Below are 25,001 nucleotides of genomic sequence, written 5' to 3' on the forward strand. Positions count from 1 at the left end.
ATGTCCATATCCGTGCGGGAGACCGCCACCGGGCTCAGCGCAACAGAGGTCGAACAGCGTCGCCGTGACGGTCAGACCAACGACGTGCCCGCGCGGGCGAGCCGGTCGGTCGGCGAGATCGTTCGCGCGAACGTGTTCACCCGCATCAATGCCATCCTCGGTGTGCTGTTCCTGCTCGTGCTGTCGACCGGTTCGATCATCGACGGCATGTTCGGGCTGCTCATCGTGGCCAACAGCGCGATCGGCATCATCCAGGAGGTGCGCGCCAAACGCACCCTCGACCAGCTGGCCATCGTCGGCCAGGCCATGCCGACCGTGCGTCGCGACGGTGTCGCGAAGGAGATCGCCCCGGGTGAGGTGGTGCTCGACGACCTGATCGAGCTCGGCCCCGGCGACCAGATCGTGGTCGACGGTGAGGTGACCGAGGCCGCCGCCCTCGAGGTGGACGAGTCGCTGCTCACCGGCGAGGCCGATCCCATCGACAAGGGCGTGGGCGCGCCGGTGATGTCGGGCAGTTTCGTGGTGTCGGGTTCGGGCGCCTACCGCGCGACGAAGGTCGGCAAGGACGCCTACGCCGCCAAGCTGGCCGAAGAAGCCAGCAAGTTCACCCTGGTGCACTCGGAACTGCGCTCGGGTATCGACAAGATCCTGAAATTCATCACCTACCTGCTGATTCCGGCCGGCCTGCTCAGCATCTACAACCAGCTCGTCTCCAGCGGCGAGTCGTGGCGCCCGGCGGTCACCGGCATGGTCGCGGCCCTGGTACCGATGGTCCCCGAGGGCCTGGTGCTGATGACCTCCATCGCCTTCGCGGTCGGTGTGGTCCGCCTCGGCAAACGCAACTGCCTGGTGCAGGAACTGCCCGCCATCGAGGGCCTGGCCCGTGTCGACGTGGTGTGCGCGGACAAGACCGGCACCCTCACCGAGAACGGGATGCGCCTGGCCCGCGTCGAACCGCTCGGTTCCTTCGACGAGGCGAGCGTGCGTCAGGTGCTCGCCGCGCTGGCGGCAGACGATCCACGTCCGAACGCCAGTGTGCAGGCCATCGGCGAGGCGCTGCCCGACCGCCCGGACTGGACCGGTACGGCCGTCGCCCCGTTCTCCTCGGCCAAGAAGTGGAGCGGCATTTCCTATGGCGCCCACGGTGATTGGCTCCTCGGCGCACCCGACGTGCTGCTCGACCCGACCTCCGAGACCGCCGCGCACGCCGAGCAGGTCGGTTCGCAGGGCTTGCGGGTGCTGTTGCTCGCGCGCGGTGACCGCCCGGTCGACGCCCCCGACGCGCCGGGCCGGGTGGAGCCCGCCGCCCTCGTCGTGCTCGAACAGAAGGTGCGCCCCGACGCCAAGGACACCCTCGAATACTTCGCGAGCCAGCACGTCTCGATCAAGGTGATCTCCGGCGACAACGCCGTCTCGGTCGGCGCGGTCGCCGCCTCGCTCGACCTGCCCGGTGGATCCGATCCGGTCGACGCGCGCACCCTGCCCGAGGATCGCGATGAACTCGCCGACGTGCTCGACGGGAAGTCCACCTTCGGCCGCGTACGCCCCGACCAGAAACGGGCCATGGTCGGCGCCCTGCAGTCGCGCGGCCACACCGTCGCCATGACCGGTGACGGCGTCAACGACGTGCTCGCCCTCAAGGACGCCGACATCGGTGTCGCCATGGGCGCGGGCAGCCCCGCCACCCGCGCGGTGGCCCAGATCGTGTTGCTGGACAACAAGTTCGCGACCCTGCCGTACGTGGTGGGGGAGGGTCGACGCGTCATCGGCAATATCGAGCGGGTGTCGAATCTGTTCCTCACCAAGACCGTGTATTCGGTGCTGCTGGCGTTCCTGGTCGGCCTGGCGGGTGTGGGTTCGCAGATCTTCGGCTACGACCCCATCGGTTATCCGTTCCTGCCGCGCCACGTGACCATCGCGGCCTGGTTCACCATCGGTATCCCGGCGTTCGTGCTGTCGCTCGCGCCCAACAACGAGCGGGCCCGCACCGGGTTCGTCGGCCGGGTGATGCGGCTGGCGGTGCCCTCGGGTGTGGTGATCGGTGTCGCGACGTTCGTGGCCTACCTGATCGCGTACGCGGGCCCCGAGGCCTCGGAGACGCAGCGGGTGCAGGCCGGGACCACCGCGCTGATCACGCTCATCATGATCGCGGTGTGGGTGCTCGCGCTGGTCGCGCGCCCGTACGTGTGGTGGAAGGTGGTGCTGATCGCGGTGTCGGTGCTGGCCTATGTCGCGCTGTTCACGATTCCGTTCACGCGCGAGTTCTTCAAGCTCGACCCGTCGAATCCGAGGCTCACCCTGGCCGCGGTGGTGTGTGGTGTGATCGGCATCGTGCTGGTGGAACTGGCCTGGTGGGTGCAGGCGCGACTGGCCGGCAACGCGGGCAAGCTCGTCCCGCCGGTCGGCGCGCAGGGGGCGTGACCGGGGCCGGGCACGCCTCGAGAACCCTTGTGCCGGGCGAAGTTTCGGTGTTGGAGTACCTTTGCCGGTTATGGAGGTATTGCTGCACCAGATCGACGCTTTCGCCGACGCGCCGTTCTCGGGCAACCCGGCCGCGGTCATGCCGTTGCCCACCTGGCTGCCGGACACATTGCTGCAACAGCTCGCCGAGGAGAACAACCTCGCCGAGACGGCGTTCTATACCTCCCAATTACCCCCGGAGGCTGGCGGCCCGCCCGGTGAGTGGCCCGCGTTCCACCTGCGCTGGTTCACCCCGGCGGTCGAGGTGGACATGTGCGGGCACGCCACCCTCGCCTCGGCCGCTCAGATCATCTCCGACATCCACCCCGAACACGACCGCGTCAGCTTCTACACCCGTTCCGGTTGGTTGCACGTCGACCGCACCGACGAGGACGAATACGTGCTGAACCTGCCCGCCCTCGCCTCGGTCCAGGTCCACCCCGATCCCGTCCTGGTCGCGGCGCTCGGCGTCACCGCCGTGCGCGCCTACACCGGTCAAGACGAGATCATCGTGGTCGCCGACGAAGACGAAGTACGTTCGGCCACACCCGATTTCGCTGCCTTCCCGCAGCTGCCCCGCGGCGCGGTCCTCACCGCTCCCGGTCGCTCGAGCGACTTCGTCTCCCGCTTCTTCGGCCCCGGCGTCGGCGTTCCGGAAGACCCGGTCACCGGCTCGGCCCACGCACAGCTGGTTCCCCTGTGGGCCCGCGAACTCGGGCGCTCCACCCTCACCGCCCGCCAGCTGTCCCGCCGCGGCGGGACCTTGCGTGGCGAACTGGCCGACAACCGGGTCCTGCTCCTGGGGCGATGCAGACGGTATCTCGACGGAGTCGTCACCCTGCCGGACTGAGGCCGTGATGGAGCTGGGCGCTGGTCGAGTCAGGTGCTGAGCGGGCACAACGTGCGCGCCCTACTCGGCGGGAACGGGACCGTCGTCGGGGGTAGGGGTGATCGTGCCGGTGTTCCCCGGCAGCAGCGGGCTCACCGCGAAGCGCCCGGCGACGGCGTCGGCCGGAAGTGCTTGCACCGCACGTACTCCCGGCCTGTCGGCGAGATCGCGGAGTTGGGGGAGGGTGCCGCGCACGACGATCCCGGCCGTGCACGCGCATCCGGCCCGCAGCCGAGCGGCGCTGACCCGCACCACTGCCGCGCCGCGCCCGTCCCGGATCTGCTGCGATTCGAGCAGCCCCGCCGCCGCCTCGCCCGAGCGCACGGCGGGTTCGTCACCGGCGGGCGTGGCGACGGTGACGACCGGCGTCTGCACCCGATCGATCGGCACGTGCTGGATCACCCCGGAGATCCGCAAACCCTCGGCGATGCCCGGAAGCTGTTGTGGTGTCTGGTATTCGGTGAACGACACGAGCGCCCAGTGCGGATCGGCATCAGTGCCTTCGAGTGAGGCCCGAGCGTCGGCGAGGTAGTCGTCGACCTGCTCACCCTGGGCGGGCCCGAGCCGATCGGTCGCCACATGACCCGCCGCGTGCGGACGGGTGAACGCCACGATCAGCAGCACCACGGCCAGCACCGCCGCCGCGCCGAGCACCACCTTCGACCGTCCCGACAGGCCGGCCGAATCGTCCACGCCCGCTACTTCTTCGGGCGGGACAGTCGGCGCGACGAGATCCCCGCGGTCGTCCGGCGCCGTCGTCGACGCCGGTTCGGACGACCGCGGGTCGTCAGGCATTGCGTAATACGTCCAGGGCGCCCGCCAGGTCGGCGGGATACTCGCTGGTGATCTCGAGCCAGCGCCCGTCGGCCGGGTGATGGAAACCCAGCTGACGCGCGTGCAGCCACTGCCGTTCCAACCCGAGGCGCTTGGCCAGCGTCGGATCGGCGCCGTAGGTGAGATCACCCGCGCAGGGGTGACGGATCGCGGAGAAATGCACGCGGATCTGATGGGTGCGCCCGGTCTCGAGATGCACGTCGAGCAGGCTCGCCGCCTGGAACGCCTCGATGGTGTCGTAGTGGGTGATGCTCGGCCTGCCGTCGCCGGTGACGGCGAACTTCCAGTCGTTGCCACGCGCACGCCCGATCGGCGCGTCGATGGTGCCGCTGCTCGGATCGGGGTGTCCCTGCACGAGAGCATGGTATTGCTTGTCGACCGTGCGTTCCTTGAAGGCGCGCTTGAGCATCGTGTAGGCGTGTTCGGATTGAGCCACGACCATCACGCCGGAGGTGCCCACATCGAGGCGGTGCACGATGCCCTGCCGTTCGTGTGCGCCGGAGGTCGAGATGCGGTAACCCATCGCGGCCAGCCCACCGACCACGGTCGGGCCCGTCCAGCCGACACCGGAGTGCGCGGCGACGCCGATCGGCTTGTCCACCGCGACGATGTCGTCGTCGGCGTAGAGGATCTTCATCCCCTCCACCGGGGCCGCTTCCACGGTCAGTTCACGTTTGGGTTCGGGGAAGATCACTTCCAGCCAGGCACCCGCGGTGAGCCGGTCGGACTTTCCCGCGGCGACACCGTCGAGCTGCACCGACCCTTCCTCGGCGAGCGCGGCGACCGCCGTGCGCGAGAGACCGAGCAGCCGCGAGAGCCCCGCGTCCACCCGCATCCCGTCGAGCCCGTCGGGCACGGGCATAGTCCTGGTTTCTCTCATACTGCGTCCTCCTGCGCCTGCCGGAGGGGCGCTCCGTTCTTACGCAGGTCGCCGCCTCCTGGCTTCGACTCGGTCATGCGGTCTTCTCGGTATGTTTGCGACCGCTGCGGGTGCCATCGGGTTCGAAGCCGAAGATCGTCAGCGCGACCAGCAGAATCGCCCCGCACACGATGGCCGAGTCGGCCACATTGAACACCGGCCACCAGCCGATCGCGACGAAGTCGACGACATGGCCCTGCAGCGGGCCGGGGGAGCGGAAGATCCGGTCCACCAGGTTGCCCATCGCCCCGCCGAGCACCATGCCGAGCCCGATCGCCCACCACAGCGAACGCAAGGTGCGCCCGATGCGGATGACGCCGACCACCACGGCGGCCGCGATCAAGGTGAGCAGCCAGGTCATGCCGGTCGCCATCGAGAACGCCGCGCCCGGATTGCGCACGAGGTCCAGGCGCGCGAAGTCGCCGATGATCGGCACCGGGTCGTCGGGATCGATGTAGGCCACCGCGAGGCACTTGGTCAGCAGGTCGAGTCCGAACAGCACGGCGGCGATGATCAGCAGCGTTGTCAACCGGCGGCGACCTGGGGTTTCGGTCTCGGTCACCGCACTGGTTTCCGGTGCGTCGGCGGCGTCGCCGGTCGCGGGGACTGCGGCGTTGTCGGTTGACCGGTCTTCACTCACGTGTCCATCATTCCTTAGTCGTTCGCGGAGCCGCGTCGCGGACCGGCCGGAGTCCCAGCAGTTCCTCAGGAAGCGGTCGTACCCTGATCGCTGTGACGGTGTTGTCTAGTTCTCGCTTACCCCGCATCGCGCGCCCCGGGGTGTTTCTGGTGGCGCTCGTGCTCGGGTTCGCGACCTTCGGTGCCGGGTGCGCCGATCGGTCGCCGTCGACCGCCGATTCCGAGGGCCTCGAGCCGCTCGGCATCGGCAAGGAAGTCACCGTGCCGATCACCGCCGCGGTCGCCACCGTCGTCTCCCCGGGCGACGAGCCGCGCAGCCGGCTGCGCCCCCTCTACAGCGTGGGCGCCACCCAGGAGGTGACGTTGCGCACCGACTACCGCATCCAGCAGCAGGTCAACGATCAACCGGTGCGCGACTTCTCGCCCGCCGCGCTCACCATTCCGATGACCGCGCGCGCCGATGTCGACGGTGTGGATCTGACGGTCGGCACCGTCACCACCCCCGACCCGGCGCTGAACAAGGCGTTCACCAATGCCGACGGTTCCCAGGCCGGGCTCGCGATGAGCGATCTCGGTGCCATCACCGAACTGCGGATGGCGCCCTCACCCGAGACGCCCAACTCGGCGCGGGCCGCGCTCGAGCAAGCGTTCTATCAGGCGGTGTACCAGTCCGTGGCGTTCCCCGACGAGCCCGTCGGGGTGGGCGCGGTGTGGACCGTGCATCAGCAGATCACCGGCGGCGTCACCCTCGATCAGGTCACCACCGCGACCCTGGTGAGCCGCGACGGCGACCGGCTCACCATCGACCTGCAGGTGAACCAGACCCCCACCGGAAACGTGTGGACGCTGCCCAACAATGCGGGCGCCCTTGACATCCAGAACTACGTGATGCAGGGCGCGGGCACGATCACCGTCGATCTCGGTCTGCCGCTGCCCGTTTCGGGTGCCATCGAGGTGGGCGGTCAGCAGACCTATCACGATCCGCGCAGCGTGAGCACGCTCGTGCAGACCCAGTCGACCCGCATTTCCTGGACCGAATGATGCGTTCGGCCCTGGCCCGCGCGGTCGCGGTCGCTGCGGCCTGCACGGCGCTGGCAGCGTGCTCGTCGACGTCCGACGACTGCGGTGCGTCCTGTGCGACGACCTGGCCCGCGCCCGCCGCGGCGGCTCCCGGATCCGGGCCCGTCGTACGTGATCAGGCGCAGCTGACCGCCGGCCTGCTCGCGGCCACCGACCTGCCCGGCGACTTCACGGCGGTCCCACCGCGCAGCGCGGGCGACGACGCCGCGGTGCCCGCCGACGCGCCGACCGATCCCGCCGACTGCGGCAGGCTGCTCACACCGATCGCCCAGCAGTGGCCCGGTTCGGCCGCCGCCGCCTCGGTCCAATTCGCCGGACCGAGCTTCGCCACCATCGACATCGACGCCGCGAGCTATCCCGATACCGCCCTCGCCGCCGCGTTCGACTCGTTGCAATCCAGACCACGCCGCTGCACCAGCTACACCGGTGACGACGCGGGCGTGCGCATCGACTACCGGACCGCTCCGCTGGAGCAGCCGCCGGTCGGCGACGCGGGTTCGGCGTTCACCCTGACCGCCACGAGCGAGGGCCTGACCCTGACTTCGGCCACCTCGCTCGTTCAAGTGGGCAACACTCTCGTCCAGGTGGTCGTGACCGCTCCGGAAGAGGTCGATCCCGGCGTACTGGCCGACCTCACGGCGGCTCAGGTGCGCAAGCTGCGCGGCTGAGCGGCGACTGCCGGTCGGGCTCCACCCCTGCGCGTCCGAGGGCCGCTCGGCCGCACAGGTATAACCGGCGGCCGGAGCGGGGCCGCACGGGCTACTGGCGCGGCCGGAGCGGGGCCGCACGGGCTACTAGCTCGGCCGGAGCGGGGCCGCACGGGCTACTGGCGCGGCCGGAGCGGCGGCAGCAGGTGTGACAGGAGCGGCCGGAGTGGGCCCACTCGTCAGCCGAGCAGGCCGAGCTTTCCGCCGAGATGCGCGATGTAGCCGGTCACCTCGGCAGCGTCCCGGTCCGGCAGTCCGAAAACAACCTCTGTGACACCGAGATCGTCCCACCGAGCCAGCTGTTCGGCATTGTGCTTGCCCGCGAGCGCGATCACACGCGGGCTGCCCTCGCGCTCGGCTTCCTTCCAGACACGCTGCAACAGTTCGATTTTCGCGCCGAGGTCGTCTTCGGTGGGCGTGGTGATCCAACCGTCGGCGTGCGCGGCGAGCCAGGCGAAGGTCTTCTCGGTGCCGCCCGCGCCGAGCAGCACCGGAACTCCCGCGTGCACCGGTTTCGGCCAGGACCAGCTCGGCCCGAACTTCACGAAGTCGCCGTCGAACTCGGCCTCCTCGTTCGACCACAGCGTCCGCATGGCGTCGAGATGTTCGCGCAGCACCGTGCGGCGCTTGTTGGCCGGCACGCCGTGGTGGGCGAGCTCGTCGGTGTTCCAGCCGAAGCCGACACCGAGTTCCACCCGGCCGCCGCTGAGGTGATCGAGCGAGGCGATGGATTTGGCCAGGGTGATCGGGTGGTGTTCGGCGGGTAGCGCTACCGCCGTCGACAGCGTGATCCGGCTGGTGACCGCGGCGGCGGTGGCCAGGGCGACCCACGGGTCGAGGGTGCGCAGATAGCGGTCGTCGGGGAGCGAGGAGTCGCCGGTCTGCGGATGTGCCGCGGCCCGGACCACCGGGATATGAGTGTGCTCGGGCACGTAGAAGGCGTCGAATCCCGCCTGTTCGGCGGCCGAGGCCGCGTCGGCGGGCGTAATGCCCCGGTCACTGGTGAACAACACGATCCCGTACCGCACGCCCCGGCCCTCCTGGATAGTCAAAACTGAAACAAGTTCTACCAGGGTTCCGGTGTGGGCGACAGAGGAATAGGCTCGACGGCATCCGAGCAACACCGTCGACCCGGAGGTATCCGATGTCCGATGTGTCACCCATTCCCGCTGGTTATCCGGCAATCTGTCCCGGCATCGCCTGTGCGGGAGCCGCGGAAGCGCTCGCCTTCTACATTTCCGTCCTCGGCGCCACCGAGCGCATGCGCATGCCAGGTCCCGACGGGACGATCGTGCACAGCGAACTGCTGATCGGCGATTCCGTCCTGATGGTCGGCGACCCTGTTCCCGACATCGGTTTCGTCGACCCGAAGTCCATCGGCGGCTCGCCGGTGAACCTGATGGTCTACGTCCCCGACGCCGACGCCGTCTTCGCCGCCGCCCTCGAAGCGGGCGCCTCGCAGATCACCCCGATGGGCGACCAGTTCTACGGTGACCGCACCGGCTCCTTCGAGGACCCGTGGGGTCACCGCTGGACCGTGGCCACCCACATCGAGGACGTGTCGCCGGAGGAAATGGACCGGCGCATGGCCGAGATGATGAACGCGAGCTGAGCGCACCCGCCGGGCTCCGGTCAGGAGCCCGGCGCAACCGCTACCCGGAAACGATCGAATCCCCTTCGACCCGAACCGGTTTCGTAGGCAATGGGTTGCGTGCGGGCCCGCCACGCACCGCCCCGTCCAGCTCGAACCGGCTCCCGTGACACGGGCACACGATCACCCCGTCCTTCACCGACGTCACCTTGCACCCCGCATGCGTGCAGGTCGCCGAAAGCCCGACGAATGCCCCCGCCGTCGGCTGCGTGATCACGGTGTCGCCGACGATCACCCCACCACCCACCGGAACGTCCCCGGTCTTGGCCAACGCTGTCCCCGGCGCGGCAGGCGCCCCCGTCGACCCCGACCCGCCCCCGTCCCCACACGCAGGCACCACCGCCGCCGCGGCCAACACCCCGGCCCCCGCCACCACGCTCCGCCGCCCCACCACAACATCACCGCTCATCGCCGCCTCCTCGAACCTCGAGCGGCCCATTCCGCTCTTTCCCCAGACAACGGCATCACCACCTGTCCGGTTCGAAACGACACTCTGGCGAGGCTCTTATTAAAGGTTATCGGCTAACCTTTAATAAAGGAGGAGCGGATGGCAGAGCTACTGCGGTGCCACTGGTCGAGTTCGCTGGACCGTGGTGGTCTTTCCCGTCGTGACCGGAGTGCGGGGACCTACCACGCCTACCTTCCAGATCCGCTCGTAGGGCGATCTTTCCTGCTCGACGGGGGAACGAGTGCCGATGTCGCCGATGCTGAGGTCGCGTTGGCCCGGCTCGACCGTGATGCTGCGGCATTGTCCGACACGGAGGTGTTGTCCCGGCTGTTGTTGCGGGCCGAGGCCGTCGCGTCCTCCCGGATCGAGGGTCTGGAAATCGGAGCGCGACGGTTGTTGCGCGCGGAGGCCGCGGCAATCCTGAACGAGTCGACCGATGTCACCGCCACCGAGGTGCTCGCCAATATCGAGGCGATGGCCACCGGTGTGCGATCGGTCGGCAGCGGAGAGCAGATCAGCACTGCGGTGCTGCTCGACGCGCATCGACGACTGCTGGCGGGCACACGGGTGGCCGCACACGGCGGGCGGTACCGGGATCAGCAGAACTGGCTCGGGGGCAGCTCGTACAACCCGTGCTCCGCGGTGTACGTGCCTCCACCCGCGGATCGGGTGCCCGACTTGATGGAGGACTTGATCGAATTCGTCAACACCGACGACCTGCCCGCCGTCGCGCAGGCAGCGATCGCCCACGCCCAGTTCGAGACGATCCACCCGTTCGTCGACGGCAACGGCCGCACCGGGCGAGTGCTGATCCACCTCGTCCTGCGGCGTCGCGGTCTCTCGGAGCGGGTCGTCGCCCCAGTCTCGCTGGTGCTGGCCACGTCCATCCGCAGCTATATCGACGGGCTCACCGCATTTCGGCATCTCGGCCCACCGGATACGGCTGCCGCGATGGACGGAGTGAATACGTGGATCGGTCGCTTCGCCGCCGCATGCAGCCGGTCCGTGGCCGACGCGATGATCTTCGAGTCGCGCACGGCCGCTCTGCTGGCGAGCTGGACGGATCGACTGGCGCCGATGCGCGCCGATTCCGCGGTGGCACGGTTGCTGCCGCACCTCGTCGGGGCACCGATCGTCACTGTCGCGACTGCGGCTGCCCTCGCCGATCGCAGTTTTCCCGCGGCCAATGCCGCCATCGACCGCTTGGTCGAGGCGGGCGTCCTCCGCCAGCTCACGGTCGGGCGCCGCAATCGCGCCTTCGAGGCACCCGAGGTGTTCGAGGCCTTCGGTGCGCTCGAACGGTGCCTGGCGAATCCCGAGGGGTCGACCCGTTCGCCGCATCGCCCGGTGCCGCGCACCTGAGTGCCGCGCAACGCTATTGGAGGCGGAACTCGACCATGGCGATGGCGTCGTCGAGGGCTGTCGACAGGTGGGTGAGGCGGGTGTGGGGGTCGGGGGCGGTGAGGGCGGATTGGCGGTCGGTGAGGGAGATGGGGAGGGCGGCGGCGAGAGTGTAGGAGCGGGTGGTCGGGTCGGTGGGGAGCTGGTCGAGGGGGGCCGACGGTGGTGGGTGGCGGATGCCGCTGCGCAGGGCGAGGCGGGTGGTGAGGTCGTGGAGGCGGGTGGCGCGCTCGCGCAGGTCGTCCAGCAGGGCGGTGTCGTCGGCGCCGGGTTCGTCGGGCCAGACCGAGGTTTCGGCGCGGGGGTAGGGGTCGTCGGGGAGCCACTGCTGAACCCGCAGGCGTTCGGTGCCGAGGCAGCGCAGACGGAACCGGTCGCCGGGCAGTTCGGTCACATCGGTGATCTGGGCGAGCACACCCACGTCGGTGCGCACGTCGCCACCGCCGACTTCGCTGCCACGTTCGATCAGCACCACGCCGAACTCCGGTTCGCGACTGCCGTCGAGACAGTCGCGAACCAGCGCCACATACCGTGGCTCGAAGATCTGCAGGGACAACGGCTCACCGGGCAGCAGCACGGTACCCAGGGGGAACATCGGAATCTCCACGGTCACAGCATGCCCGTTTGGGTCACGTTGTCCGTGTTCGGACTCGCCGGGGAGCCGAGAGCCCTGGTCCCGGGCGCTCATGCCTTGGCGATCGCCTCGAAGACGGCGGGGTCGACGAGGGTCGAGGTGTCGCCGAGTTCGCGTCCTTCGGCGATGTCGCGTAGGAGGCGGCGCATGATTTTGCCGCTGCGGGTTTTGGGGAGTTCGGGGACGATGTGGATTTCGCGGGGTTTGGCGATGGGGCTGATCTGTTTGGATACCTCGGCTTTGAGGGTGTCGGCGAGGGTGTCGTCGGGGGTGGTGGAGCCGGTGAGGATGACGAAGGCGACGATGCCTTGGCCTGTGGTGGGGTCGGTGGCGCCGACGACAGCGGCTTCGGCGACGGCGGGGTGGCCGACGAGGGCGGATTCGACTTCGGCGGTGGAGATGCGGTGGCCGGAGACGTTCATGACGTCGTCGACGCGGCCGAGGACCCAGAGGTCGCCGTCGGTGTCGAGTTTGGCGCCGTCACCGGCGAAGTACCAGCCTTCGGCAGCGAAACGCTGCCAATAGGTTTCGCGGTAGCGGTCCATGTCGTTCCAGATACCGCGCAGCATCGACGGCCACGGCTTGTCCAACACGAGCAGGCCCGACGCGTCGGCGCTCAGCGGTGATCCGTCGTCGTCGACGACATTCGCCGAAACACCGGGCAGCGCACGCATGGCCGCGCCGGGCTTGGCAGCGGTGACGCCGGGCAGCGGCGAGATCATGATGGCGCCGGTCTCGGTCTGCCACCAGGTGTCCACGATCGGAGTCTTGTTGTCGCCGAACACTTCCCGGTACCAACGCCACGCTTCGGGATTGATCGGTTCGCCGACCGAGCCAAGCAGACGCAGCGACGACAGATCGTGGGCGTCGGGGATCTCACGACCCCACTTCATGAAGGTGCGGATCAGCGTGGGCGCCGTGTAATAGATGGTGACGCCGTACTTTTCGATGATCTCGAAGTGGCGGTGCTCATTGGGGGAGTTCGGGGTGCCTTCGTAGACGACCTGGGTGGCGCGGTTGGCCAGGGGTCCGTAGACGATGTAGCTGTGTCCGGTGACCCATCCGATGTCGGCGGTGCACCAGTAGACGTCTTGTCCGGCCTTGTGATCGAAGACGTTGTGGTGGGTGTAGGCGGTCTGGGTGAGATATCCGCCGCTGGTGTGCAGGATGCCCTTCGGCTTCCCGGTCGTGCCGGAGGTGTAGAGGATGAACAGTGGATGCTCGGCCGGAAACGCCTGCGCCTCGTGCGACGGCGATGCGGTGGAAACCGTTTCGTCCCACCACAGATCACGAACCTCGGTCCACGGCACATCCAACCCGGTCCGGCGCACCACCAGCACATGCTCGACGCTGGTCGGGTCGTCACCGAGCGCCTCGTCCACGGCGTACTTCAACGGCGCGGGCTTACCCCGCCGCCACTGCCCGTCGGTAGTCACGATCAGCCGCGCCTGCGCGTCGTCGACCCGCTGACGCAGCGCGCTCGGCGAGAACCCGGCGAACACCACCGAATGCGTGAGCCCCAACCGCGCACACGCCAGCATCGCCACGATCGCCTCGGGCACCATCGGCATGTAGATGGCCACCCGATCACCGGCGACGAGCCCGAGCGCGCTGAAAGTGTTGGCCGCCCGGCACACTTCGTCGAGCAGTTCCTGATAGGTGATCGCCCGCGAGTCGCCCGGCTCACCCTCCCACAGGACGGCGACCTGGTCGCCGTGCCCGTCGAGCACATGCCGGTCGAGGCAGTTGTAGGCCACGTTCAGCTCGCCGTCGGCGAACCACTTCGCCACCGGTGCGTCAGACCAGTCCAGTACCTGGGTGAACGGCGTGTGCCAGTGCAACCGGCGCGCCTGCTCGGCCCAGAAGCCGTCGCGGTCGGCGTCGGCCCGCTCGTAGAGGTCGGCGGTCGCGTTCGCCTGGGCGGCGAACTCCGCACTCGGTCCGAAGCTGGTCGCGGGATTGGTCACTGCGCCGGTCACAACAATTCTCCTTCGAAACACTCAGGGGGACAGCCCGTTCCGGTGGGACGAACCACCGGAACGGGCGTGGGGGACATCAGTGCGAGATCGCCTTCTCCGCACCGACGCCGGTCAGGGCACGTACTTCCATCTCCGCGGCCTTGCCGAGGTCGACCTTCTCGCCGCGCCCACCCAGATAGGTGCCGACCACACCGAGCACGAACGCCAGCGGGATGGACACGATGCCCGGGTTGGACAGCGGGAACCAGTGGAAGTCGGTCCCGGTGATCATCGAGGTCTTGGTGCCCGACACCGCCGGGGAGAACACGATGAGCACGATGGTCGAGATCAAGCCGCCGTACATCGACCACAGCGCGCCGGTGGTGTTGAACCGCTTCCAGAACAGCGAGTACAGGATGGTCGGCAGGTTCGCCGCCGCCGCCACCGCGAAGGCCAGCGCCACCAGGAACGCGATGTTCTGGCCGTTGGCCAGGATGCCGAGGCCGATCGCGAGCACACCGATCACCACGGCGGTGATCCGCGAGACCCGCACCTGCTTGCGCTCGTCGACGTTGCCCTTCTTGATCACGCTGGCGTAGATGTCGTGCGCGAACGACGCCGACGCGGTGATCGTCAGACCGGCGACGACGGCGAGGATGGTCGCGAACGCCACCGCCGAGATCACACCGAGCAGGATCACGCCGCCGAGCTCGAAGGCCAGCAGCGGTGCCGCCGCGTTCTGCCCGCCCGCCGCAGCCAGGATCTTGTCCGGGCCCACGATGGCCGCCGCGCCGTAGCCGAGCACCAGGGTGAACAGGTAGAACGCGCCGATCAGACCGATCGCCCACACCACCGAGCGTCGAGCCTCTTTCGCGGTCGGCACCGTGTAGAAGCGCATCAGGACGTGCGGCAGACCAGCGGTGCCGAGCACGAGTGCCAGACCCAGCGACAGGAAGTTCAGCTTCGACATCTCGCTGCCGCCGTACTGGGCGCCGGGGGCGAGCACATCGCGGCTCGCGACGGCCTTGTTGGCCGACTCGCTCACCGATTCCTGTGCGGCACCGAGGATGTCGGACAGATTGAACCCGAACTTGGCGAACACCATCACCGTCATCAGCGCGGCACCGGCGATCAGCAGGACCGCCTTGATGATCTGCACCCAGGTGGTGCCCTTCATCCCGCCGACGAGCACATACACGATCATCAGCACGCCGACGATCGCGATGACCACCGATTGCCCCGCACGCGAGGAGATGTCGAGCAGCAAGGCGACCAGACCGCCCGCACCCGCCATCTGCGCGAGCAGGTAGAACAGCGACACCGTGAGCGTGGTCAGCGCGGCCGCGGTGCGAACCGGGCCCTCCTTCAACCGGAAACTGAGCACGTCGGCCATCGTGAATTTGCCGGTGTTGCGCAGCATTTCGGCCACCAGCAGCAGCGCGACCAGCCAGGCGACGAGGAATCCGATCGAGTACAGGAACCCGTCGTAGCCGTAGACGGCGATGGCGCCTGCGATACCGAGGAAGCTGGCCGCCGACAGGTAGTCACCGGCGATGGCGATGCCGTTCTGCGGTCCCGAGAACCCGCGACCACCGGTGAAATAGTCCGCGGCACTGGCGTTGTTGCGGCTGGCCCGGATCACCACGACCATGGTGACCACCACGAACAGTCCGAAGATAGCGATATTGGCGACGGGGTTACCCACCGTCGTATCCGCGGCGAGAATGCTCATGCGCGGTCCCCTTCGAGTTCTTCCCGGATGGCCGCGGCCCGCGGATCCAGCTCACGGTTGGCGAACCGGACATACGCGCCGGTGATGACGAAGGTCGTGACGAACTGCGCGAGGCCGAGCAATAGTCCGACGTTGATATTGCCGAAGACCGGTGTGGCCATGAAGTCGTGCGCGTACGCGCCGAGCACCACATAGGTCAGGTACCACACCAGGAACAGTGCGGTCATCGGGAAGACGAAGCGGCGCAGCCGGTTCCGCAGATCCTGGAACTGCGGGCTCGCCTGCACGGCGAGGAATTCGGCGGCACTCGGCGGGCGCCGGTCGGGCGCTTTTTCGGTGTCGGTTTCGGTCATGCCGGGGTCCTAGCGTGAAGGGGGAGGTGCTCTGTGATGACGGTAGGGCGCACGGCGTTCTGTGGTGTGGGTCACTCGGTGAAGGTGCTCACCTGTGCGGTGAACGGTCGTCGGCGTGCGGTGAACGGTCGGCCGGTCAGCGGTCGACCGGGTTGCGGTCCGCGCCCATCCCGAGCCGTTCCGGTGCGTGCATGCGCAGGAAGATGCCCGCGACGACCCGCCCCTCCGGCCGCTTGCCGAGCAGGCTCACCACGACGGTCACCGCGAAGGCCAGCGGCACGCTCACCGCGGCCGGGTAGTCGACGATCGCCGTCGCCCAACCGTCGGCCACGTCGGTCGGGACCCCGCCGAGCACCGCGACCACGGTCGCCCCGCCCGCGGTGACAGCGCCGACGAGCATGCCGCACGCCGCGCCGGTGGCGGTGAGCCCACGCCACCAGATGCCGAGCACGAGCAGCGGGCACAGCGTCGAGGCGGCCACCGAGAACGCGAGCGCGACCGTGCGCGACAGGTCGAGCGAGGCGACGGTGAGCGCGAGCGTGAGGGGAACGAGCCCGGCGACCAGGGCTGCCGCCCGGAAGTCACGGATCCTTCCGCGCAGCACATCGGTGCTGAGCACCCCGGCCAGACTCACCAGCAATCCCGACGACGTGGACAGGAACGCCGCGATCGCTCCGGCCGCCGCCAGCGCGGTGAGCACCTGACCACCGAGCCCGCCGAGAACGGCACCCGGTAACAGCACGACCGCCGCGTCCGAGGCGCCGGTGATGAGCAGTTGCGGAACGTACAGCCGGGCGAAGACGCCGAGCAGGATCGGGAACAGATAGAACAGGCCGACCAGACCGATCACAGTGAGCGCCGTGCGCCGCGCGGACGGTCCGTCCCGGTTCGTGTAGAAGCGGACGAGCACGTGCGGTAGCCCCATGGTGCCGAGGAAGGTCGCGACGATCAGCGAGAACACCTGGTACCGGGGATGATTCCCGCCGAAGCCGCCACCGGGTTCGACCCAGCCGGTGCCGTCGGACGGTGCGCCGGCGACGACCGGTACCGCCGAACCGGGTGCCAAGAACAGCTCGGTGCCTTCGGCCAGGGTGTGGTCACCCGGTGTCAGCGTCACCTGGCCTGCGGTGTTCTGCCCGTCGAGGGTGCCGTGCACGGTGACCACCTGGGAAACGTCCAGGTGCACAACCACATCCGTGGTGATGTCGACGGTGGTGAGCCGGTCGACCGTCGGCGGGGCCGGGGTGCCGAGCGGGCGTTCGTCGGCGAGGAAGTGCAGCCCGAGGACAAGGGCGGGGATCGCGACGGCGGTCAGTTTCAACCAATACTGGAAGGCCTGCACCAGCGTCACCGAGCGCATCCCGCCGCCGATCACATTGGCGAGCACGATGGTGCCGACCGCGACCGCGCCCACCCAGGCGGGCACCCCGAGCAGCAGGTGCAGGGTCAGGCCCGCGCCCTGGAACTGGGGAATGAGGTACACCGCGCACACCACGACGACCACCCCGGCGGCCATGCGCCGCAACCGGATCGAACCGAGCCGGAACTCGGCGAAGTCGGGGACGGTGTAGGCGCCGGAGCGGCGAAGGGGAGCGGCGACGAACATCAGCAGACCCAGGTAGCCCGCCGTGAACCCCACCGGGTACCAGAGTGCGTCGGCGCCGTACTTGGCGATCAGTCCCGCGACGCCGAGAAACGACGCGGCGGAGAGGTATTCACCCGAGATGGCCGCCGCGTTCCAGCGTGAACCGACCGTGCGGGAGGCGACCAGGAAGTCCGACGTCGTGCGCGACAGCCGGACCCCGTACAGGCCGATGCCGATCGTGGCCAGAGCTGCGAGTACCAGCGCCGCCACGGTGAGCATCGGAATGCCCGAGGTCATCGGGAGTTGCCTCCGCGTGATGTCGAATCCCGCACCGCCGTGCCCGTCGTCGCGGGGGAGACGGGGCGACTGTACCGACCACCAGCATCCAGCGGTGGCCCAAGCGATCGCCGACCGCTCGCGCCGCTCGGCTTCTGGCGAGGCCTGCGGTGGTTCGCGGCGGCGCAGGCCACGTGCGGCGATGACATCGGCGCAGGTGAGCTCTCCCCGGGGGCCTCGCAAGTTGTGCCGCGGCGCGACCGCGATTTCGGTACCCGAATACGCACGGCTCAGTCACCTGCCAGTTCGAGGAAGTCGTCCTCGTTGCGCTGGGCCAGCCGGACATACACCCGACCCACGGCGTACAGCAGCGGGAACGCGAGGAGGCCGAGGATCAGCCAGGGGAGGCGGATACCGAGGACGGTCGTCGAGGCGACGGCGTCGATCCCGAACAGCAGCGGCAGCGCACCGAATCCGGCGACGACCACGAAACCGAGGCGAAGGGCGAGCCCGAGCTGGGCGCGGATCAGTCCGCCGATCAGCGCCGCCCCGAGATCGGTCTGCTCCACCACCTCGGTGCGGGTACGCACCCGACGCGCACCGCGCCGCTGCGCGAGCACTACCCGCTCGCGCTGTGGCCGTTGCGGACCGGTCATCGCTGCGACCAGTTCTGCCGTGGCCCGTGCACGAGGCGCTGTTTGAGTTCCCGCACCTGCCGCCTGCTCACCGGCAACTCCACCGCGCCGGACGCGCCTTCCGCGCGCAGGCAGACAACCGTGCCGCTTCCCGTGCTGCGCAACCCGGTGACCAGCCGTAACGCCACCAGGTACGACCGGTGCACCCGCAGGAAACCCGCACCCTCCCAGCGTGATTCGAGGGCAGTGAGCGGGATGCGCACCAGGTGCGACCCGGTCCTGGTGTGCAGGCGCGCGTAATCGCCGTCGGCCTCCACCCAGGCCACATCGGCCCGGTGCACCAGTGTGGTGACCCCGCCGAGTTCCACCGGGATCACCTCGCTCGGATGCGTCTGCTCCGGGGGCGAAGCCGGCACCGTCGCCCGGGCCGCCGCGATCCGCCGCACCGCCTCGGCCAGCCGCGCCGCCCGCAACGGTTTGAGCAGGTAATCCACGGCCCCCAGATCGAACGCGGCCACCGCGTGATCGTCGTGCGCGGTCACGAACACCACCGCCGGTGGCTCGGCAAACTCCGACAGAATCCCCGCCAGTTCCATCCCCGTCAGCCCCGGCATGTCGATATCGAGAAACACCGCATCGACCGGATGCGCCCGCAACACCCGCAAAGCCCCCGTCGCCTCGGACGCCCCGTGCACTTCCCCCACCCCGACCTGCTCGTTGAGCAGATACACCAGCTCGTCGAGCGCGGGCTTCTCGTCGTCGACAGCCAGCACCCGCAGAGCGGTCGAAGCGTCATCAGTGTTCCAGGTCACAGCCCGCTCATCGTAGCGGCTGGATTCAGACGCCGACCACGTACCGCCGCGCCTGCCCGAGATCGGTCTCGACGATCCCCTCCAGGACGCCGCCGTTGCGTTCGATCGTCCGCGCCGACGCGACATTGTCCTCGGCGCAGATGAGCACGATCCGCTCGAGACCGTAGTTCCGCGCCTCACCGAGCATCCGCCCTAGCGCCCATGTACCGAGCCCCCGCCGCCGAGCAGACGGTCTGATTCCGTACCCGATGTGCCCGAATTCGCCGCATTCGAGCTTCATGGCGATCCCGCCGAGCACCCGATCACCTTCGACGATCCACCGGTAGACGCAGCGATCGCGATCCACTTCGGTCAACCGGCGCACCCAGGCCTCGAACCCTCGTACAGACCGGACCTCGTCTTCCGCCAGCAGCCCGAATCCGTCCTCCTGGACACCCGCTCCCCACTCGTCGTGGGCATCCAGCCACGCCGTATGCCAATGCACGTGCGGCACGATCAACTCGGGCATACCGCAGGTTAGCGCGCGGTCGAGGCCTGCTGAGGACAGTTTCGTCGGGCACAATATGGTTGTGCGTGAACCGCGAATCCGAGTGGCCGCGTATGTGATTCGCGTGGGCGGTGGCCCGGAACTGCTGGTGTTCGACCACGCCGGAATGCCGGAAGCCGGAACGCAAATTCCGGCAGGCGGCGTCCACCTCGGTGAGCGGCTCGAGGAAGCGGTCCTGCGCGAAGTCTTCGAGGAAACGGGGCTGCGTGAGGTGTCGATCGTCGAGGAACTCGCGGTGGACGACCGGGCACATCCTGTGACCGGGCAGCAGCGGTCGACGACCTACTTTCATCTACGCGCCGGCCCGGAAACGCCTGATTCGTGGCTGCACCGGGTGGAAGGCGAAGGCGTGGACAGCGGGATGTTGTTCGCCTGCCGCTTCGTGGGGTTGCCGCTCGACGAGCCACTGGCCGACCATCAGGATGCCTGGTTGTCGTTGCTGACTCGGCCGTGATGAGTCAGGCCCGGATTCCGGGGCGGAACTTGGGGACTCGCATGCTGACCTTGGTGCCCGCGCCGGGGGCGGTTTCCACGACGAGGCCGTAGTCGTTGCCGAAGGCGGCGCGGAGGCGGTCGTCGACATTGGACAGGCCCACGTGGGCGGCTTCGCCGGTGCGGGTCGGGCCGGAGGTGTCGACGGCGTCGAGGGCGCCGGAGCGCAGCAGGTCGGGGTCCATGCCGATGCCGTCGTCCTCGACGCTGATGAGGCAGTCGGTCCCTTCGTCGCTGGCTACGATGCTCAACTGCCCGCCGTGTCTGCCGCCGCCGAGCCCGTGCCGCACCGCGTTCTCGACCAGCGGTTGCAGGGCGAGGAACGGCAGGACGACGCCCAGCACCTCCGGGGCGATCCGTAGCCGCACATCGAGCGCGTCACCGAAACGGGCTTGCTCCAACGCCAGATACCGTTCGATATTGCGTAATTCGTCGGCCAGCACGGTGAATTCGCCCGCCGCCCGGAACGAGTACCGGGTGAAGTCGGCGAATTCGAGGATCAGTTCGCGCGCCCGGTCGGGATCGGTGCGCACGAACGAGGCGATCGTATTGAGCGCGTTGTAGATGAAATGCGGGCTGATCTGGGCGCGCAACGCCCGCACCTCCGCCCGGTCGACCCGGGCCCGCGAGGCATCCAGTTCCGCCAATTCCAACTGCCCACAGGCATACCGCGCCACCTCGGCCGCCGCACCGAGCATCCCCGGCCCCGGCTTGCCGGTGATCACCATCCCGAGCGCACCGACCGCCGCCCCCACATCGGTCAGCAACGGTTGCGCGATCAACGTGTGCTCGTCACCGTCGACCAGCACCGGCCGCTCCGAAGCGATGGCCCGCCGCGCCGCCGCACCGAAGGACCCCAGCATCCCCGTATGCGGCCCGTCCCACGCCAGCAGCACCCCCTCCGCATCGGCGACCCCCAACCCCTCCGCCGCCGCCAACGTCCGCAGATGCGGCGCCGCCGCCCGCGCCGACTCCTCGGTCAACCCCCGCCGCAACGGCACCGCCGCCAACGACGCCGTATGCAACGCCTGATGCACCGCCCGCTGCGCGGGAGTCGTCACCACCCGCTGCGTCCGCCGCCAGATCAACAGCACGACCATCGCCATCGCCACCACCACCGCGACAGCGACCACGAAGGTGGTCATGGATCGATCCGCTCAGCCCGCACGCTCCGATTATGACCGTGACCGCACGCCGTCGACGTCTCCGCCGCCGGGATCCGACCGGCGGAAAACGGACACCGCCGAGGACGCGCCGGTGACCTTGACCACGACACGCCGGACCATTGCCAGGCGGAGGCAGGGCGCCCGTGTGGCACGGGAAAACTTGTCGTACCCACATGCCTAGAATGCCAAGGCCAACCCCCGTCGACACCATGGGAGGAAGGACCGTCTTGGCTTCGTCCGGATCGTTCGTTCACCTGCACAACCACACCGAGTACTCCATGCTCGACGGTGCGGCGAAGATTTCGCCGTTGTTCGCGGAGGCGGAGCGGTTGGGGATGACCGCGGTCGGGATGACCGACCACGGCAACATGTACGGCGCTTCGGAGTTCTACAACTCCGCGAAGAAGGCGGGCATCAAGCCGATCATCGGCATCGAGGCCTACATCGCGCCGGGTTCGCGGTTCGACACCAAGCGTGTGCTGTGGGGTGATCCGTCGCAGAAGAGTGACGACGTCTCCGGTTCCGGTGCCTACACCCATATGACGATGGTCGCCGAGAACGCGACCGGTCTGCGGAACCTGTTCAAGCTGTCGAGTCTTGCCTCGATCGAGGGTCAGCTCGGTAAGTGGGCGCGGATGGACGAGGAGATCATCGCCCAGCACGCCGAGGGCATCATCGCCACCACCGGTTGCCCCTCGGGTGAGGTGCAGACCCGTCTTCGCCTCGGGCACGAGCGTGAAGCCCTCGAGGCCGCCGCGAAGTGGCAGGAAATCTTCGGTAAGGAGAACTTCTTCCTCGAGGTGATGGACCACGGTCTGTCGATCGAGCGTCGTGTGCGTGAGGGCCTGCTCATGGTGAGCAAGCAGCTCGATATCCCCCCGCTGGCCACCAACGACTGCCATTACGTCACCAAGGACCAGTCGACCAATCATGAAGCGCTGCTGTGCATTCAGACCGGCAAGACGCTCTCGGACCCCACCCGCTTCAAATTCGACGGTGACGGCTACTATCTGAAATCAGCCGAGGAGATGCGTGCCATCTGGGACGCCGAAGTCCCCGGCGCGTGTGACAACACCGAACTCATCGGCGAACGGGTCCAGCCCTACGACGAGGTGTGGCAGCACCGCGACCGGATGCCGATCTTCCCGGTCCCCGAAGGCCATACGCAGGCCAGCTGGCTGCGAAAGGAGGTCCTCGAGGGCCTGGATCGCCGCTTCCCCGACGGTCCGTCACGCGAATACCTCGACCGCGCCGACTTCGAGCTCAAAGTCATCTGCGACATGGGGTTCCCCGCCTACTTCCTCGTCGTCGGTGACCTCATCAAGCACGCACTCGAAGTCGGTATCCGCGTCGGCCCCGGCCGTGGTTCGGCCGCCGGTTCGCTGGTCGCCTACGCGATGGGCATCACCAATATCGACCCCATCCCGCACGGTCTGCTGTTCGAGCGATTCCTCAACCCCGAGCGCGTGTCGATGCCCGATATCGATATCGACTTCGACGATCGCCGCCGCGGTGAGATGGTCCGCTACGCCACCGAGAAGTGGGGCAGCGACCGGGTGGCCCAGGTCATCACGTTCGGCACCATCAAGACCAAGGCCGCGATCAAGGACTCCGCGCGAGTCCTGTTCGGCCAGCCCGGTTTCGCCATCGCCGACCAGATCTCCAAGGCGCTGCCCCCGCCGATCATGGCCAAGGACATCTCGGTCGCCGGCATCACCGATCCCGACCACGAGCGGTACAAGGAAGCCGCCGAGGTCCGCGAACTCATCAGCACCAACCCCGATGTCGCCAAGATCTACGAGACCGCGAAGGGTCTGGAAGGGCTGATCCGCAACGCGGGCGTACACGCCTGCGCGGTCATCATGTCCTCGGAGCCGCTCACCGACGCCATCCCGGTGTGGAAGCGCGCCCAGGACGGCGCGATCATCACCGGTTGGGACTACCCGTCGTGCGAGGCCATCGGCCTGCTGAAGATGGACTTCCTCGGCCTGCGCAACCTCACCGTCATCGGTGACGCCCTGGAGAACATCAAGGCCAACCGCGGCATCGATCTCGACATGGACAACCTGCCGCTCGATGACCCGGCCACCTACGAATTGCTCGCCCGCGGCGACACTCTCGGCGTGTTCCAGCTCGACGGCAGCGCCATGCGCGACCTGCTCCGCCGCATGCAGCCCACCGGCTTCGGCGACATCGTCGCGGTGCTCGCGCTCTACCGTCCCGGCCCGATGGGCATGAACGCCCACAACGACTACGCCGACCGTAAGAACGGGCGGCAAGAAGTCAAACCGATCCACCCCGAACTCGAAGAGCCGCTGAAAGACATCCTGGCCGACACCTTCGGCCTGATCGTCTATCAGGAACAGATCATGCAGATCGCGCAGAAGGTGGCCGGGTACTCGCTCGGCCAAGCCGACATCCTGCGCCGCGCCATGGGTAAGAAGAAGCTGTCGGTGCTGGAAGAGGCCTATGCCGGCTTCCGCGAGGGCATGCTCGCCAACGACTTCTCCGAACCGGCCATCAAGGCGCTGTGGGACACGATCCTCCCGTTCGCCGGTTACGCGTTCAACAAGTCGCACGCCGCCGGATACGGCCTCGTCTCGTTCTGGACGGCCTATCTGAAGGCGAACTATCCGGCCGAGTACATGGCCGGTCTGCTTACCTCCGTCGGTGACGACAAGGACAAGGCCGCGGTCTACCTGTCGGACTGCCGCAAGATGGGCATCACGGTGCTGCCGCCCGATGTCAACGAGTCGGAGCAGAACTTCGCCTCGGTGGGCAAGGACATCCGTTTCGGTCTCGGCGCGGTGCGCAATGTCGGCGCCAACGTGGTGTCCTCGATCATCGCCGCCCGCAAGGAGAAGTCGAAGTTCACCGACTTCTCCGATTACCTGAACAAGATCGACGCCACGGCCTGCTCCAAGAAGGTTACCGAATCCCTCATCAAGGCAGGCGCTTTCGACTCGCTCGGGCATCCCCGCAAGGGCCTGATGCTGGTGCATTCCGATGCGATCGACGCGGTGATGTCGACGAAGAAGGCCGAGGCGATCGGCCAGTTCGACCTGTTCGGCGGCATGGACGACGCCGACGAGTCGATGGCATCGGTGTTCAACGTGAAGGTGCCCGACGACGAATGGGAAACCAAACACAAGCTGGCCCTGGAGCGGGAGATGCTCGGCCTGTACGTGTCGGGCCACCCGCTCAACGGCGTCGAACACGTCCTCGCCGCCCAGGTGGACACCCCCATCCCGGCCATCCTGGAAGGCGACGTCAAGGACGGCGCGCAGGTGACCATCGGCGGCATCCTCGCCTCGGTGAACCGCCGCATCAACAAGAACGGCCTGGCCTGGGCCTCCGCCCAGCTCGAGGACCTCACCGGTGGCGTGGAAGTGCTGTTCTTTCCCCAGTCCTACTCGGTCTACGGCATGGACGTGGTCGAAGACGCCGTCGTACTGGTGAAGGCCCGTGTCTCGGTACGCGACGACCGCATCTCCCTGATCGCCAACGACCTCGTGGTGCCCGACCTTTCGGCGATCGGCGTGGCCAAGCCCGTGTCGGTGGTCATGACCACCCGCATGTGCACGCCGGACAAGGTCAAGGAACTCAAGAAGGTCCTCTCCCGCCATCCCGGAACGTCCGATGTGCACATCCGCCACGTCGGCGCCAGAGAAAAGACCACCATGCTCAAGCTCGACGACGCCTGGCGGGTCTCACCGTCCTCGGCGCTGATGGGCGACCTGAAAGCACTACTCGGGCCGGGCTGCCTGGGCTGAGCCCGATGAT

22 protein-coding genes are annotated in these 25,001 nt (G+C 68.2%); 8 read left to right on the forward strand and 14 right to left on the reverse strand.

The genetic code is table 11. The features are described 5' to 3' along the window. The gene (locus LDL21_RS27000) at positions 1-2,421 is read left to right on the forward strand and encodes a cation-translocating P-type ATPase (RefSeq protein WP_225282272.1); all 2,421 of its coding nucleotides are present in this window, start codon (positions 1-3) and stop codon (positions 2,419-2,421) included. A gap of 70 nt (positions 2,422-2,491) precedes the next feature. After that, entirely contained in the window at positions 2,492-3,310 is an 819-nt protein-coding gene (locus LDL21_RS27005) for a PhzF family phenazine biosynthesis protein (RefSeq protein WP_225282273.1), read from the forward strand. A 60-nt stretch (positions 3,311-3,370) separates the two neighbouring features. Here LDL21_RS27005 and LDL21_RS27010 read toward each other — a convergent pair whose 3' ends face one another. The 3 genes from LDL21_RS27010 to lspA form a co-directional block, all read right to left on the reverse strand. After that, positions 3,371-4,042, reverse strand: coding sequence for a hypothetical protein (locus LDL21_RS27010; RefSeq protein WP_225282274.1), 672 nt, complete (start codon positions 4,040-4,042; stop codon positions 3,371-3,373). Between the two features lie 94 nt (positions 4,043-4,136). After that, positions 4,137-5,063 carry an RluA family pseudouridine synthase gene (locus LDL21_RS27015; RefSeq protein ID WP_067497526.1) on the reverse strand — a complete coding sequence of 309 codons (927 nt, stop codon included), beginning with the start codon at positions 5,061-5,063 and terminating at the stop codon, positions 4,137-4,139. Positions 5,064-5,136: 73 nt separating this feature from the next. Then, the gene (gene lspA, locus LDL21_RS27020; protein ID WP_372462229.1) at positions 5,137-5,742 is read right to left on the reverse strand and encodes a signal peptidase II; all 606 of its coding nucleotides are present in this window, start codon (positions 5,740-5,742) and stop codon (positions 5,137-5,139) included. A gap of 92 nt (positions 5,743-5,834) precedes the next feature. On the opposite strand from lspA, the gene LDL21_RS27025 reads away from it, so the two are divergent. Then, a complete protein-coding gene (locus LDL21_RS27025; RefSeq protein ID WP_225282275.1) occupies positions 5,835-6,782 on the forward strand; it encodes a hypothetical protein in 948 nt (315 codons plus the stop codon). Further along, positions 6,779-7,489, forward strand: a complete 711-nt coding sequence (locus tag LDL21_RS27030) for a hypothetical protein (RefSeq protein ID WP_225282276.1) — start codon at positions 6,779-6,781, stop codon at positions 7,487-7,489. The genes LDL21_RS27025 and LDL21_RS27030 overlap by 4 nt, the downstream gene beginning before the upstream one ends. Before the next feature lie 218 nt (positions 7,490-7,707). Here LDL21_RS27030 and LDL21_RS27035 read toward each other — a convergent pair whose 3' ends face one another. Beyond that, a complete protein-coding gene (locus LDL21_RS27035) occupies positions 7,708-8,556 on the reverse strand; it encodes a TIGR03619 family F420-dependent LLM class oxidoreductase (RefSeq protein ID WP_225282277.1) in 849 nt (282 codons plus the stop codon). A gap of 116 nt (positions 8,557-8,672) precedes the next feature. Here LDL21_RS27035 and LDL21_RS27040 point away from each other — a divergent pair, with 116 nt between their 5' ends. Beyond that, positions 8,673-9,140 (forward strand): VOC family protein, encoded by a 468-nt coding sequence (locus tag LDL21_RS27040; protein WP_225282278.1) that lies wholly within the window; start codon positions 8,673-8,675, stop codon positions 9,138-9,140. Between the two features lie 40 nt (positions 9,141-9,180). On the opposite strand, the gene LDL21_RS27045 is transcribed toward LDL21_RS27040, so the two are convergent. Beyond that, positions 9,181-9,588, reverse strand: a complete 408-nt coding sequence (locus tag LDL21_RS27045; RefSeq protein WP_225282279.1) for a QcrA and Rieske domain-containing protein — start codon at positions 9,586-9,588, stop codon at positions 9,181-9,183. Positions 9,589-9,726: 138 nt separating this feature from the next. Here LDL21_RS27045 and LDL21_RS27050 point away from each other — a divergent pair, with 138 nt between their 5' ends. After that, positions 9,727-10,989 carry a Fic family protein gene (locus LDL21_RS27050; RefSeq protein ID WP_225282280.1) on the forward strand — a complete coding sequence of 421 codons (1,263 nt, stop codon included), beginning with the start codon at positions 9,727-9,729 and terminating at the stop codon, positions 10,987-10,989. Positions 10,990-11,002: 13 nt separating this feature from the next. Here the strand turns inward: LDL21_RS27050 and LDL21_RS27055 are convergent, their stop codons facing one another. The 8 genes from LDL21_RS27055 to LDL21_RS27090 all read right to left on the reverse strand — a co-directional run bounded on the left by LDL21_RS27055 (position 11,003) and on the right by LDL21_RS27090 (position 19,521). Beyond that, on the reverse strand, positions 11,003-11,623 hold the full coding sequence (locus LDL21_RS27055; protein ID WP_225282322.1) for an LON peptidase substrate-binding domain-containing protein: 621 nt from the start codon (positions 11,621-11,623) through the stop codon (positions 11,003-11,005). An 89-nt stretch (positions 11,624-11,712) separates the two neighbouring features. Then, complete coding sequence (gene acs / locus LDL21_RS27060; protein WP_225282281.1) at positions 11,713-13,641, reverse strand: acetate--CoA ligase; 1,929 nt, start codon at positions 13,639-13,641, stop codon at positions 11,713-11,715. Positions 13,642-13,717: 76 nt separating this feature from the next. Then, entirely contained in the window at positions 13,718-15,352 is a 1,635-nt protein-coding gene (locus LDL21_RS27065) for a monocarboxylic acid transporter (protein ID WP_225282282.1), read from the reverse strand. Beyond that, positions 15,349-15,705, reverse strand: a complete 357-nt coding sequence (locus LDL21_RS27070; RefSeq protein WP_225282283.1) for a DUF485 domain-containing protein — start codon at positions 15,703-15,705, stop codon at positions 15,349-15,351. The genes LDL21_RS27065 and LDL21_RS27070 overlap by 4 nt, the downstream gene beginning before the upstream one ends. A gap of 136 nt (positions 15,706-15,841) precedes the next feature. Next, positions 15,842-17,587: a sodium/solute symporter gene (locus LDL21_RS27075; RefSeq protein ID WP_225282284.1), complete on the reverse strand. Its 1,746-nt coding sequence runs from the start codon at positions 17,585-17,587 to the stop codon at positions 15,842-15,844. 269 nt (positions 17,588-17,856) lie between these two features. Further along, entirely contained in the window at positions 17,857-18,222 is a 366-nt protein-coding gene (locus LDL21_RS27080; RefSeq protein WP_181700610.1) for a hypothetical protein, read from the reverse strand. Next, entirely contained in the window at positions 18,219-19,013 is a 795-nt protein-coding gene (locus LDL21_RS27085) for a LytR/AlgR family response regulator transcription factor (RefSeq protein ID WP_225282285.1), read from the reverse strand. Before LDL21_RS27085 ends, LDL21_RS27080 begins: the two co-directional genes overlap by 4 nt. A gap of 25 nt (positions 19,014-19,038) precedes the next feature. After that, positions 19,039-19,521: a GNAT family N-acetyltransferase gene (locus LDL21_RS27090; protein ID WP_225282286.1), complete on the reverse strand. Its 483-nt coding sequence runs from the start codon at positions 19,519-19,521 to the stop codon at positions 19,039-19,041. 61 nt (positions 19,522-19,582) lie between these two features. On the opposite strand from LDL21_RS27090, the gene LDL21_RS27095 reads away from it, so the two are divergent. Beyond that, on the forward strand, positions 19,583-20,014 hold the full coding sequence (locus LDL21_RS27095; RefSeq protein WP_225282287.1) for an NUDIX hydrolase: 432 nt from the start codon (positions 19,583-19,585) through the stop codon (positions 20,012-20,014). Between the two features lie 4 nt (positions 20,015-20,018). Here LDL21_RS27095 and LDL21_RS27100 read toward each other — a convergent pair whose 3' ends face one another. Then, complete coding sequence (locus LDL21_RS27100) at positions 20,019-21,197, reverse strand: sensor histidine kinase (protein ID WP_225282288.1); 1,179 nt, start codon at positions 21,195-21,197, stop codon at positions 20,019-20,021. Positions 21,198-21,427: 230 nt separating this feature from the next. On the opposite strand from LDL21_RS27100, the gene dnaE reads away from it, so the two are divergent. Further along, positions 21,428-24,991 (forward strand): DNA polymerase III subunit alpha, encoded by a 3,564-nt coding sequence (gene dnaE, locus LDL21_RS27105; protein WP_225282289.1) that lies wholly within the window; start codon positions 21,428-21,430, stop codon positions 24,989-24,991. Positions 24,992-25,001: the final 10 nt, after the last annotated feature.

The sequence above is a fragment of the Nocardia rosealba genome (assembly GCF_020216065.1).
Lineage (GTDB): Bacteria > Actinomycetota > Actinomycetes > Mycobacteriales > Mycobacteriaceae > Nocardia > Nocardia rosealba.

Excerpts from the sequence above, each read along its gene's own strand:
- LDL21_RS27100 (WP_225282288.1), bottom strand. The coding sequence starts at position 21,197 with ATGACCACCTTCGTGGTCGCTGTCGCGGTGGTGGTGGCGATGGCGATG.
- LDL21_RS27090 (WP_225282286.1), bottom strand. The coding sequence starts at position 19,521 with ATGCCCGAGTTGATCGTGCCGCACGTGCATTGGCATACGGCGTGGCTG.
- LDL21_RS27070 (WP_225282283.1), bottom strand. The coding sequence starts at position 15,705 with ATGACCGAAACCGACACCGAAAAAGCGCCCGACCGGCGCCCGCCGAGT.
- LDL21_RS27080 (WP_181700610.1), bottom strand. The coding sequence starts at position 18,222 with ATGACCGGTCCGCAACGGCCACAGCGCGAGCGGGTAGTGCTCGCGCAG.
- LDL21_RS27000 (WP_225282272.1), top strand. The coding sequence starts at position 1 with ATGTCCATATCCGTGCGGGAGACCGCCACCGGGCTCAGCGCAACAGAG.
- LDL21_RS27005 (WP_225282273.1), top strand. The coding sequence starts at position 2,492 with ATGGAGGTATTGCTGCACCAGATCGACGCTTTCGCCGACGCGCCGTTC.
- dnaE (WP_225282289.1), top strand. The coding sequence starts at position 21,428 with ATGGGAGGAAGGACCGTCTTGGCTTCGTCCGGATCGTTCGTTCACCTG.
- LDL21_RS27075 (WP_225282284.1), bottom strand. The coding sequence starts at position 17,587 with ATGACCTCGGGCATTCCGATGCTCACCGTGGCGGCGCTGGTACTCGCA.
- LDL21_RS27055 (WP_225282322.1), bottom strand. The coding sequence starts at position 11,623 with ATGTTCCCCCTGGGTACCGTGCTGCTGCCCGGTGAGCCGTTGTCCCTG.
- LDL21_RS27050 (WP_225282280.1), top strand. The coding sequence starts at position 9,727 with ATGGCAGAGCTACTGCGGTGCCACTGGTCGAGTTCGCTGGACCGTGGT.
- LDL21_RS27030 (WP_225282276.1), top strand. The coding sequence starts at position 6,779 with ATGATGCGTTCGGCCCTGGCCCGCGCGGTCGCGGTCGCTGCGGCCTGC.
- LDL21_RS27065 (WP_225282282.1), bottom strand. The coding sequence starts at position 15,352 with ATGAGCATTCTCGCCGCGGATACGACGGTGGGTAACCCCGTCGCCAAT.
- LDL21_RS27045 (WP_225282279.1), bottom strand. The coding sequence starts at position 9,588 with ATGAGCGGTGATGTTGTGGTGGGGCGGCGGAGCGTGGTGGCGGGGGCC.
- LDL21_RS27040 (WP_225282278.1), top strand. The coding sequence starts at position 8,673 with ATGTCCGATGTGTCACCCATTCCCGCTGGTTATCCGGCAATCTGTCCC.
- LDL21_RS27015 (WP_067497526.1), bottom strand. The coding sequence starts at position 5,063 with ATGAGAGAAACCAGGACTATGCCCGTGCCCGACGGGCTCGACGGGATG.